8 protein-coding genes are annotated in these 13,104 nt (G+C 41.8%); 3 read left to right on the top strand and 5 right to left on the bottom strand.

Going from position 1 to position 13,104, the window contains the following annotated elements; all coding sequences use genetic code 11:
- Positions 1–238 precede the first annotated feature (238 nt).
- Positions 239–1,255 carry a hypothetical protein gene (locus ACWPW6_RS03440; RefSeq protein WP_257759917.1) on the top strand — a complete coding sequence of 339 codons (1,017 nt, stop codon included), beginning with the start codon at positions 239–241 and terminating at the stop codon, positions 1,253–1,255.
- A gap of 77 nt (positions 1,256–1,332) precedes the next feature.
- On the opposite strand, the gene brnQ is transcribed toward ACWPW6_RS03440, so the two are convergent.
- From brnQ to phoB, 3 genes are all read right to left on the bottom strand, one after another.
- A complete protein-coding gene (gene brnQ, locus ACWPW6_RS03435; protein WP_154624268.1) occupies positions 1,333–2,658 on the bottom strand; it encodes a branched-chain amino acid transport system II carrier protein in 1,326 nt (441 codons plus the stop codon).
- Between the two features lie 708 nt (positions 2,659–3,366).
- On the bottom strand, positions 3,367–4,680 hold the full coding sequence (gene phoR / locus ACWPW6_RS03430) for a phosphate regulon sensor histidine kinase PhoR (RefSeq protein ID WP_154624269.1): 1,314 nt from the start codon (positions 4,678–4,680) through the stop codon (positions 3,367–3,369).
- A 21-nt stretch (positions 4,681–4,701) separates the two neighbouring features.
- On the bottom strand, positions 4,702–5,391 hold the full coding sequence (phoB, locus tag ACWPW6_RS03425) for a phosphate regulon transcriptional regulator PhoB (RefSeq protein ID WP_154624270.1): 690 nt from the start codon (positions 5,389–5,391) through the stop codon (positions 4,702–4,704).
- Between the two features lie 316 nt (positions 5,392–5,707).
- Between phoB and sbcD the strand changes: the two genes are divergently transcribed.
- Positions 5,708–6,925 (top strand): exonuclease subunit SbcD, encoded by a 1,218-nt coding sequence (gene sbcD / locus ACWPW6_RS03420; RefSeq protein ID WP_154624271.1) that lies wholly within the window; start codon positions 5,708–5,710, stop codon positions 6,923–6,925.
- Entirely contained in the window at positions 6,922–10,599 is a 3,678-nt protein-coding gene (locus ACWPW6_RS03415) for an AAA family ATPase (RefSeq protein ID WP_249999871.1), read from the top strand. Before sbcD ends, ACWPW6_RS03415 begins: the two co-directional genes overlap by 4 nt.
- A 66-nt stretch (positions 10,600–10,665) precedes the next feature.
- On the opposite strand, the gene ACWPW6_RS03410 is transcribed toward ACWPW6_RS03415, so the two are convergent.
- Positions 10,666–11,949 carry a cystathionine gamma-synthase family protein gene (locus ACWPW6_RS03410; protein ID WP_196713796.1) on the bottom strand — a complete coding sequence of 428 codons (1,284 nt, stop codon included), beginning with the start codon at positions 11,947–11,949 and terminating at the stop codon, positions 10,666–10,668.
- Between the two features lie 45 nt (positions 11,950–11,994).
- Positions 11,995–13,029 (bottom strand): isopenicillin N synthase family dioxygenase, encoded by a 1,035-nt coding sequence (locus tag ACWPW6_RS03405; RefSeq protein ID WP_249999869.1) that lies wholly within the window; start codon positions 13,027–13,029, stop codon positions 11,995–11,997.
- Positions 13,030–13,104 lie beyond the last annotated feature (75 nt).

Raw genomic sequence — 13,104 nt, 5'->3', positions numbered from 1 at the left:
CGAGGAAAATCAATTTATTGATTTTCGGCTGATAACACAAAGTGGGAAAAACCACGCTTTTATCCCACTTTGTCAACAACCTCAAGCGGGAGCCATCCCGCTTTTTAATATTAGAGATCAGAACATCCCTTTGCGGCTATTGATTCATCTTCCAAGAGGAACGTGTCTCTTTTTTTGAAAGACGCTTATTCAGCGTTTCATATAATTACATAAATATACAATTAACAAAGGAATTATTATGATCAACACATTTCCAAAAAACGAGGCTCCTTCCGCCCTTGTTTTCACTAATCATAATACTCGCTCAACGAAAAGTTCAGCAGACTCATCCCCTCAGAGATTACAACCCAACCACGTTGACAGTATCAGCAATACAAATGAATCTTATACATTCCCATTAAATGGCCGTTTTATTCATTTTAATAAAGAAAAATTACTGACTGATTATCAACAGCATAGCAATACCGAATTAATAAAAGGTGTTAGACGTGAACTTAAGGCACAACTTAAAAGTGTCAATAAATTAGATAGACTTAAACACCCGCAAAGAACCCTTAGAATGATGGATATACTCTCACACTTAAAACAACCGAAGAGTCATCAAGAAGGAAAAATTCATTCGCGATATCAATCAAACAACCAAATCGTTCAAATCCTGATGGAAGAAGGACGTCAGCAACATGCTCAGCTGGAAAGATCACTCGCTATAGCTAGGACTATCAATACAGCAGTGTGCGCTACGATTGAAGAATGGAGAGCCAATCACCAATCTACGGCCATTACGCTGACACCCGTAGAAATCGAACAAATAAAAAGTAAAGTGTTAGATGCGGTGATAACCAAATTTGAATTAACCGATGAACATATTAATTTAAAAGATAGTTCTCCCTACACCGCATATCATGTCGCAATGAATTCATATAATAAGGCGATTAAAACCATCGATTTTAATACACAAGGGCTCACAGAAAGCCAAAAGCGTGAAAACGCACAAAGTATGACAAAAGAGATCAATACCATCATCACAACCCTTGGTAATAACATTATCAACCATGTGATGACAGAATTTGAAAACGGTAAGGTGTTCAATCTTCATGAAATTAAGCAGTGCGCTTTAGAGGTCACCCAAGAACAGCTCAATCATCTAACGCCTTGCGCCTCAACAAAATCAACAGCGAATATTCCTCAACCAACACAGCTTCAGTTCTCAACATACGGTATTCATGGGGAATATGATGAAATAACTGACGTGTAAATCAATTTTACCAATAGCTTATATTTAACAGTAAAAAGGAGCCTAATGGCTCCTTTTTACTGTGAATCCTTTCGTCATTAAACAGGTTTATGCGCCTTACTTGGCTCAATCATTCGGTCACACACTGCCGCGACAGCTAACACAATCACAGAGGGCAACAGCCACGCTAAATCTTGCTGATATAGTGGGATAGCCGTCATCCAATCAGGAATATAGGTTTTCAAATGCTCAGAAGCTTTGGCAGCCCCCACTAACCCAACAATAAAACTGGTTAACATCGTAGGAGCAATGACCACACTTGGATTACGCCACCATTTCAATGTGAAGCTGAGTAAGATCAAAACAATACATGGAGGATAAATCGCGACAAGCACAGGCACTGAAAAGGCAATCAATTTACTCAAACCAAGGTTAGAGACCACCATGGAAAACACCCCCAGTATGAGTACTAATGTGCGATAAGAAATGGGGACATATCGACTAAAGAACTCTGCGCAAGCACAAGTCAGCCCAACAGCAGTCACCATACAGGCAACAAAAATCAGTACCGCAAGGAAAAAGCTACCGTAATTACCAAATGTATACTGAACATAGGCATGCAAAATATCCGCACCATCCTGTGGGTTTGGGATAATAGAAGCGCTATTTTCGCCCAATTTAAATAGGGATAGATAAACCAGTGTCAACAATAGACCCGCAATCAAACCTGCCCACATGGTATAGCGCGTCAACAACGACGAATTCTCAATGCCGCGTGAACGGGCTGCATTAACGATAACGATACCGAACACCATTGCACCCAATGTGTCCATCGTTAGATAACCGTTAATGAAACCATTCGAAAATGCCATCTCTCGATATTCATCCGTTGATGGTATTGGTTGACCCGCTGGCCACAATACTGCCGCAACCCCTAAAATGGCCAAAGCAAGCATTTTGACCGGTGCCAATATATGCCCAACACTATCTAATAACTTGCCTGGATACAGTGAAATACCAATAACTAAAACAAAGTAAATTGCGCTGTAAATCAATAATGAGATGTCAGATTCACCACCCAATAATGGTGCAATACCCACTTTATAAGACACTGTAGCAGTACGTGGCGTGGCAAATAAAGGTCCCACAGAGAGGTAAGCGACAACCGCTAGCAATAAGCCTGCTGTTTTTCCTACTGGAGTACTCAGTGCCTCAATGCCCCCTCCAACTTTGGCTAATGCCACGACCGTTAAAACGGGGAGACCGACACCTGTAACAAGGAACCCTAATGCAGCCGTCCAAACTTGTTCACCTGCTTGTAAACCAACCATAGGCGGAAATATGATATTTCCAGCCCCCACAAAAAGCGCAAAGGTCATAAAACCTAAAGCAAGAATATCTCTGGATGTTAAACGATGAGCCATATTTTATGTTGAATCTATGTAACAATGTTAATAAATATAGAGTCACTAATAAGTAACTCTTTGAATTATAAGTGGCGGTATAGAATTCTAATTAACAAGATGATAAACAATACAATCTGTATGTTTTATCACATCAGGCAAGATTAAAAATCAAAAAACAGAAAAAATCGCCAATAACTGGCTACAAGTAAAACTTTTATAGGGAAAAAAGGCAAGAGCAAAGCGAAAAACAAGAATAAAACTCTAAAGTATTTTTTATAACTAGTGATTACTGTCAGTAAAGTAACAATATGCGCTATATGATTTGAATAAAAAACAACCAATAAACACTCAACTCTCCTTCGAGTTTAATGATATCTAATTCGAGATTGCTAGATAAAAATAGGCATTTCTGTAGTAATTGAGTATGTTTTTAATATAAATCAATGGAATATAGAAACATTGCCTCATATACCGAAAGAACGCCTAATATATAAAGACTGGCTTTCTAGAGTACAAGAACAGTAAAAGCGGCTGTATGCCGCTTCAGACGGCTGACAAACCTATGATGTTTGGCGACAAGTCGAGTAGGTTTTGAAAATAAACGAGGAAATCAATTTATTGATTTTCGGCTGATAACACAAAGCGGAAAAAACTACGTTTTTATCCCACTTTGTCAACAACCTCAAGCGGCTGTATGCCGCTTTTAGTCGGGTAATCATGACCTCTTTATGCTGTTTTATTCGCCTTTTTATCTACGACAATTAACACTGGCGGTAAGGTAAATGAGAATTCACTCCCCTTGCCTAACTGACTGGTTATCACTAACTGGCTGTTATGATGCTGCAAAGCATGCTTAACGATAGCAAGACCTAACCCCGTCCCCCCACCAGTTTGGCGAGACCTCGCTTTATCAACACGATAAAAACGTTCCGTTAAGCGAGGAATATGCTCTGCGGGGATCCCTGCACCATTATCTGTCACACTAAAGCGCGCGCCATTATGTGTTTTTTGCCAACCTACACGAATTGTCGTCCCTTCCGGTGTGTGCATAATGGCATTATAGACAAGGTTCGCTACTGCACTACGTAATTGCTCTTCATTACCATAAACACGTAACTTTTCATCCACTGAAAATACCAATTGCTGTCGGCCTTGGCTTAAACTTATCGCCTCCTGCTCTATCATTTTTAAAATGACCGGAATATTCACTTGTTCATCTAAATTGATATGAGGCGCGACTTCAATACGAGATAATTGCAGTAATTGTTTCACTAAATTATCCATCCGATGTGCTTGCTCTTGCATCACCATCAAGGCTTTTTTATTTGCCGGAGAAGTATTTTCTTGGTCTTCCAATACTTCAAGATACCCTTGAATGACTGTCAACGGTGTCCGTAGCTCATGACTAACGTTCGCAAAGAAATCTCTACGCGATTTTTCTAAGCGACGCTTTTCAGTGACATCACGAGCCACCATTAGGAGCTGGTCTTCGCTATAAGGCAAGATACGAAATTCGACAATAGCGCCACTGTTTAACTCTATCGTTAACGCTTGTTCATAATTTTGTAACGTGAAATACCGACTAAAGTCAGGATAGCGCAATAAATTAAAAATAGGTTGCCCGCTATCTTCCGGCCAACGAAAACCTAATAGGTGCTGGGCATGCCGATTACACCAAAAAATGTTACCTTCAAGAGTCATCATCACAACCGCATCCGGTAAAGACTCTGCCCCACTGCGAAAGCGTTTAATCAATTGGCCTAATTCACGACGGCGTTTACGGTTTCGTTGTTGAAGTTGGTAGATGCCATAAAATATGGGTTCCCATCCCCCTTTGCCATCAGGTGGAAGCATACTGCGATCAAGCCATAACCAATATGAAAGCTTCATCAGGTTATAGCTATGCCAAATTAAGGCCGCCGCCAATGAAATCACTAAAAGCCATGCTAGATGGCCGATGAAAATAGACAATATTAAGGCTGGTAAGATAAATAAAAACAGCCCCCAAACTAGCTGCTTCCATGATAAGCGTTCAAGCAAACTGGAATCTCCTGTTATTTCTCAGTAGCGCACTGAAAAGCGATAGCCAGTGCCACGAACCGTTTGAACCATTTTATCATGTCCTTCCGTCTCTAATGCTTTTCTGAGACGACGAATATGAACATCAACCGTTCTATCTTCAACATACACATTCGCCCCCCACACATAATTAAGTAACTGTTCACGGCTATATACGCGTTCGGGGTGAGTCATAAAGAAATGCAATAATTTATATTCCGTTGGCCCCATATCAATAGGCACATCGTTACTGCTAACGCGGTGAGACGTTGGGTCGAGTGTTAACCCATTCATTTCAATAATATCTTCAGTCGCCATTGGCGAAATACGGCGTAAAATGGCTTTTACTCGCGCGACTAACTCTTTAGGCGAAAAAGGCTTGATTAGATAGTCATCTGCACCAACTTCCAATCCCTTTACGCGATCTTCTTCTTCTCCCCTTGCTGTTAGCATCATCACAGGAACATCGCGAGTATCACTGTCACGTTTCATGTGCTTAATCACTTGAATACCGGATCCGCCAGGGATCATCCAATCCAATAGAACTAGGTCAGGTAATGGGTCAACCAACTGCGCAATCGCGGAATCATAATCATCAGCTTCAATAGACTGAAAACCATTCTGCTCCAGTACAAAACAAACCATTTCTCGGATGGGCGCTTCATCTTCAACAACTAGAATGCGTCTTGCCATGATTAATCCTGTAAATAAGAAGAGATTATTAAAAGTGAAACCATTATGCGTCACTTTTATGACAGAATTATGAATCCCGTCATCCAATGACACGACTCTTTTCTATATTAGTGGTAAATTGTCATTTTAGTGAAATAAACTTGTCATACATAATGCCGTGAATGGATTTATCTTCATACGGCATCATCATCTACTGGGCAATATGCCTAACACCTCTTCCCACTCAATTCGCTATTTGTTCTGATATTGCCATTAACGACCTCTAATAAGGTATACTCATCATCGCAACTCTATCAAGCAGCAGGAATCAGCCCTTATGCGTATCATTCATACCTCCGACTGGCACCTTGGCCAATATTTTTTCACCAAAAACCGAGCTGTTGAGCATCAACACTTTTTAACTTGGCTGATTGAGCAAGTTAAACAATACCAAGTGAATGCCGTGATCGTTGCCGGAGATATTTTTGACACAGGCTCCCCGCCTAGCTATGCGAGAGAACTTTACAACCAATTCGTTGTGTCACTCCAACAAACTGGCTGCCAGCTAGTCATACTGAGTGGTAATCATGATTCCGTTTCGGTCTTAAACGAAACCAGCTCGTTGCTTGCGTATTTAAATACCCAGGTTGTCACCTCTGGCAGCCATCCACAGGTGATCACCTTAAAAAATGCACAAGGCCAACCTGGGGCACTACTTTGTGCCATTCCTTTTCTACGACCAAGAGATATTCAATTGAGCGTGGCAGGACAAAGCAGCGAAGAAAAACAGCTATCACTACAGACCGCGATTAGCGAGTATTACCAAAATAGCTATCAACTAGCAGTACAACAACGGGCATCACTCGGATTAGATATCCCTATTATTGCCACTGGCCACCTAACGGTTGTCGGCGCCGAAGTGTCCGATTCTGTGCGCGATATCTATATTGGTAGCTTGGATGCATTCCCTTCCGGCGCATTTCCTCCTGCTGATTACATCGCATTAGGGCATATTCACCGCCCACAAACGATTGGGGGACAGCAACATATCCGTTACTCTGGCTCTCCTATTGCTCTAAGTTTTGATGAGGCTCAGCAACAAAAAAGTGTCTGTATGGTGGAGTTTGACGGCCATCAAATCTCACAAATTTGTCAACTCCCTATTCCTCTATTTCAGCCACTACAAACATTAAAAGGCTCACTTGCTGACATTGAAAAGCAATTAAAGACATTAAAACATACGCCTGACACCCCACCTATTTGGTTAGATATTGAAGTCGCATCGCAAGACTATCTTGCGGATATCCAACAACGTATAGAGGTCTTAGTCAAGGATTTACCTGTTGAGGTGGTTTTATTACGCCGTGCGCGTAAACAACAAGGTCAGTCTGTGACGATAGCTAATGAAACCTTAAATGAGCTCACTGTAGAAGAGGTTTTTTTACGTCGTTTAGCAGAGGAAGCGTTGGACGATAAAGAGAAGGAACAACGCCTATTATTACTCTTTAGGCAATCCTGCGAAGCACTACGCGCTGAATTAGAGGGAGACGCATGAAAATCTTGAGCTTACGTTTAAAAAATATTAACTCCCTTAAAGGCGAATGGAAAATAGACTTTACCCAAGAACCGTTTGCTAGTCAGGGACTGTTTGCGATTACTGGCCCAACAGGGGCAGGCAAAACAACATTGCTGGATGCTATTTGTTTGGCGCTCTACCATCAAACGCCTCGCTTGAGCACTTTATCTGCCAGCCAAAACGAACTCATGACACGTCATACTGGTGACTGCTTGGCTGAGGTTGAATTTGAAGTAAAAGGTATTGCTTATCGCGCATTTTGGAGTCAACGCCGAGCGGGTAATAAACCTGAAGGTAAGCTGCAATCTCCAAAAGCGGAGTTAGCAACTAGCGATGACGGTAAAATTATTGCTGAGAAAATCAGTGAGGTAAGAGAAAAAATCATTCAGGTGACAGGACTCGATTTTGAACGTTTTACCAAATCGATCTTATTATCACAGGGTGATTTTGCCGCCTTCTTAAATGCTAGCGAAAAAGAACGCGCTGACTTATTAGAAGAGATCACAGGAACCGAGATTTATAGCCAAGTGTCCAGCTATATCTACCGTCAGCATAAGCAAGTTAAACATGATTTAGAGCTGTTAAAAACTCGCGCACAAAGCATTCATTTACTTACCGAGAGTGAACATCAAGCATTCGTCGCCCAGCAAACGCATTTGGCTAGCCAAGAAAGCCAGCTAAATGATACACGCGCCCAATATCAACAGGCCTTATATTGGCAGCAACGTCGGCAACAATTAGCGGCGCGTTTGAGCCAATTACAATATGAAAAACAACAGGCAGAACAAGCCTACAACGATGCACAGCCTAAACTAAAAAAACTGGCAAACAACTTACCAGCAGAGAGTATGCGACCGCTATGGCTAGATTTAGAGCGCCAACAACAATCCCTGAATGAACTCACTGAAAAACAGCGCCAGCTTTTACAGCATATCGAACATCAACACCAACAACTCACCCCGTTGCAAATGCAGCTCACGCAGGCACAAGATAAAGACAAGCAACATCAAGCTTACGTGCAGCAACAAACCTTGTTGATCGATAGTCAAGTTCGCCCTCTGGACAATGAGATCGCTCATTTACATCAGCAGATTAGGGAAGTTTCAGAGCAACAAGCACAAGATCAAGCTGAATATCGTTCAAAACAGGCCTTAATTTCCGATGCCCAACAGCAGGCTAAACTGGCAAATACAGAACAACAACACATTCAGCATTACCTAGAACAAAATGCACAAGATGCCCGCATTCTGCAACAAATTGGATTATGGCGCCAACAAGGCCACTCTATTGATGAGTTAAATCAACGCGTACTGGCATTAAAACAAAAACATCAAGCTTTAACGCAAGAGCAGTTAACCTTGTCCGCCGAGCAACAGCAGCAAGTTGAGCAAAATACGCAAACTCAACAACAGCTCGAACAAGAGACGATGACCTATCAAGCAGTTGAAGCACACTATTTAGCGTGGCAGAACAAACACGATGTTGAGCAGCTTAATCACGCAATAGAACAGCTGCGAACAAGATTGCAACATGCCCAACTATTGCCTTTATTATTATCGCAATGGCAGGAACAACAGAAACAATTAAAGCAAAAACAAAGCCAACAAGATGAAATTACTCAGTCTATCTCTCAAGCTGAACAACAAATTCAACTCACTGAAACACAAATTAATCATCTTCAGCCACATTTAGCAGACTTGACTGCACGGTTACGCTTAGAACAAAAAATCGTCAGTTTGGAAAAGGAACGGCAGCAATTACTCTCGGGCGAGCCTTGTCCTTTGTGCGGGTCGACTGAGCATCCTTCGATTGAACAGTATCAAGCCATTGCGCCGACGCAAACGGAACAGCGATTAGCTGAGCTAACCAAGCAATTAGAAGAGTTAAAGCAAACGCAGATGGCCCAGCATTCACTGAAACAACAAGAAATCCAGCGTCAAGCTGAGAACCAAAGATCACAACAACAATTAATTGCCCAAGAAGGCAACTTACATCAGCAATGGGTAACCGCTTGCCAACAAGCCTTAGCGCCTCAATTAGAGATGACAGATGTTGTTGTTGAACAATTCATTGCTGAGCTTCAGCAACAACTCGCCATACAACAACAATTGTTGCAGGATTTCGCTGTCCTTGAACGCAAATATCAACAACTAAAATATCAATTACATGAAAAACAGTCTTTAAATAAACAACAGCAATCGGCACTTGCCTTGGTAATCGAACGTATTAAGCACTTACATCAACTTATCGATGAAACACAAACCGAGCTGAACATACAGCAGCAACGTCAACATGAGCAAAAGCAGCAATTACACATTGCACTGGCTGACTTTGATCTGCCCATCAACGAAAGTTTTGATAACCGTTTTGCTGTATTAGAACAGCGAGGCCAACGGTATGAACAACAAAGACAAGCAGCTCAAGAGATAGCAAAGAAAATTGCCGTCAATGCAGCAACCTTACAAGCGCAAATGGCACAACAGGCTGATTTAAATAAACGACTAGAGAGCACCTGCCAGCAGCTACAACAATTAAAATTAACGCTACAACAAAAGCAAGCTATGCGCCAACAATTATTAGATGGGCAGCCCATTACAGCGTTTGTCGCCCAACTTCAGGCACAGCAAGACAAACTGACTCAACATAAGCAACAGCTCACAGAGCAAATCAGCCACTGTGAAAAAGCGATTGCATCGCTCAAAGGTAGCCAAACTGAAATTGAAGGCGCAATCACTAAAAATCAGCCTCTATTAGCCAACGCTCAACAGGCTTTCGATACTGCGCTCTCCATGAGTCCATTCGCGACACAACAAGAATTCTTAGGCGCCTTATTATCTTCTGATGAAAAACTTCAACTTGAACAGTTACAACAGAAGCTAGAGCAGTCACGACTACAGGCGCAAACACGCTATACAGAAGGTGAACTAACGTTATCAGAACATTTAAATCAGAAACCTGAAACATTTACCGAGGCCAGCCCAGAAAAATGGCAACAAGAGATAGCCAAACTTGATGAAGAGATCAAAAACCTCAATAAACAACAAGGGCAAATTTTCAGTCAGCTTGAGGCTGATAGACAACAACGTCATCAACAACGAGGTTTGCTGCAAGAAATTGCAGACAGCCAATCTCGCTACGATGATTGGGGCTATCTAACCGAACTTATTGGTTCCGCTGACGGTGATAAGTTCCGTCGTTACGCTCAAGGGCTCACCTTCGACTGTCTCATTTCACTGGCTAATTTACGACTCGATAAACTGCATGGCCGCTATTTGCTAAAGCGCAATCATAATGCTGATCTTGAGTTACAAGTCATTGATGGTTGGCAAGCTGATACTGTGAGAGATATTAAAACGCTTTCAGGTGGGGAAAGCTTCCTTGTCAGCCTAGCGCTCGCACTCGCGCTCTCTGATATGGTGAGTAGCAAAACACAACTCGAATCGTTATTTCTGGATGAAGGCTTTGGTACTCTCGATCCAGAAACGTTAGATATTGCGTTAGATGCATTAGAAAGTCTCAATGCCTCTGGAAAAACAATTGGGGTGATCAGCCATGTCGAAGCGATGAAAGAGCGGATCCCAGTTCAAATCACCGTGAAGAAAACCAATGGCTTTGGCTTTAGTGAATTACCGAGTCAATTTAGAGTTAACTGATCGCACAGCTGTAGTGCGCAACATCACTATCTCAGCAGAGGCCAATAGCCTCTGCTGCCGTTACGTTTAAATCGCCTCTAATGCCTGTGATAATGCTTCTTTTAAGTCATTCACATTTTCAATACCGACAGATAAGCGTACTAAATTACTCTCAATACCAATGGAGCGACGAACAGATTCCGCAATACCTGAATGTGTCGTTGAAGCAGGATGGCATGCTAACGACTCCGTGCCACCTAAACTCACCGCTAATTTAAATAACGCAAGGTGGTTCAGAAAGTTAAACGCATCTTCCTCATTATCCCCAACATTGATAGAAAACGTTGAACCGGCTCCCGAACATTGCGCCGAGTAAACTTGATACTCCGCACTTTCCTCGGCCAGAAACGCAGGGTAATGCACCTTTTTTACTTTTGGATGCTGGTGTAAAAAAGTAGCAAGTTGCTGAGCATTGTCATTGGCTTTTTCCATTCTTAATTGCAACGTTTCTAATGAACGTCCTATCATCCAACTTGAATGAGGGTCAAGTTGAGTGCCAATTGCATTGCGTTGTGCTCGCACTTTATCAAGTAATTCACGGCGTCCAACGACGCCCCCCGCGACCAAATCCGAATGCCCGCCGACATATTTAGTGAGTGAATACACACTTAAATCGGCACCCAGCGCTAAAGGCTTCTGAAATATAGGTCCCAATAACGTGTTATCACAGATCAGTAGCGGTTTTTCACTTTGTCGTGTTTGAGCAATTTCTTGCGCTATCTCACTAAGTAAGTGAATACCAACTAACGTATTTAATGGATTAGACGGCGTTTCGATATAAATCGCCGCAATCCTTTTTTCAGGATCGATACCGTTAATCACCTCTCGAATAGACTCCGCATCGCACCCATTTTGGAATGCCACTGGCGTTATCCCAAATCGAGCTAGCGTATTCAAAAATAAGGTTTCTGTGCCACCATACAGGGGCTGAGAATGTAATAACACATCGCCAGGTTTGAGAAATGCCAGCAAACACGTTGTAATTGCAGACATGCCTGACGAAAAGAGCGCAGCGCTTTCAGCACCTTCATATAAGGCAAGCCTATCTTCAACAATCTCACTATTAGGATGATTGAAGCGTGAATAGACTAGCCCCTGTTTTTGGTTATCGGGTGTAGGTGTGCGCCCACTAACCATATTGAAAAAGTCTTTTCCTTCCTGAGCTGTTTTAAATACAAAAGTTGAGGTTAGAAAAACAGGAGGTTTAATGGCCCCTTCGGATAGTTCAGGATCATATCCATAACTCATCATCAATGTTTCTGGTGACAGTGTGTGTCCATTTAATTCTTTTTTATAATAGCGACTTGACATCGTTGTACTCCAATAAGATCAATCTACAGCTTTATACTGAGTACATCATAAGATATTGCTATTTTTAACAATTTGCTCGTATTCTTCCGGATAAAACTGACGTGTGACCGATAAATGTGAGCGTAATCGCCCTTTAATTGCATTTTTTCCTAGATTGGTAAACATTGGATTCAAGGGGTCACTCTCTGGCCCCAATGCTTGTTGAGCAAGATAATGAGGTAATGGCAATAATGGTACTTCATCGGCAAAAACACTTGGCGTGATGAAATAAGCAATCGAATAACGTGAAACACTATTCTTTTGCCTAACAACTTGATGCACGTTTGCGCGTAAATAACCGTTGGTTGCCAATTCAAACACTTCTCCAATGTTGACAACGAAAGCATTTTCTAACGGAGCAACATCGACCCAACCATTATCTGTTTCGACTTGTAATCCCCCAATATTATCTTGCCATAATAATGTGAGTATTCCCGCATCCTTATGCGCTCCAACTCCTTGCCCACCTTCATTTTGGTCATCCCGTGCCGGATAATGAATCAACTTTAATAAATGTTGAGCAGGCTCGGCAATAATCTGATCAAAACTATTCTCAGGTAATTCCAATGCCACAAGAAACGCCCTGATTAATTTCACGGCAATGTCTCTCATGGCTGATTGCCACGCTAACGCCGCTGTTTTCAATTCAGGTAGCGCTTCAGGCCATTGGTTAGGGCCTTGTAAATTCCACCAAATAGGGTCCTGCTCTGTGAGTGCTAATGCTGGCAATTCTTCCCCAATATCAATTTGTTCCCGGTAATCAGGTTGGTTTCGGGTATTCTCCTGCGTTGAGGCCGTATAACCACGAAAATGCCTTGAGTGGCTCATGTTTATCTTGTCTTTTTCTGTTTTCGGTAAGGCAAAAAACCGTTTCATATTAACAAGCAAATCCTCTCGTTGTTCGACTGGAATAGCGTGGCCAACAAGATAAAAAAAGCCTATTTCACGAGCGATAAAACGTAGCTTTTGATAAAAATGTTTTTGTGTTGCCGGATTATCTAACTCACGAAGATCGATAATGGGTAATTGATATGATGACATAATAATTCCTATTAATATTTAATTATCATAATAGTGGTTTTTTCATCCACACTAATATAAATAAATACCATATAT

This window comes from Providencia sp. Marseille-Q8014 (assembly GCF_965112055.1).
Note: the sequence above shows the minus strand (reverse complement) of the source record. Positions and strands in the feature narration are given on the sequence as shown.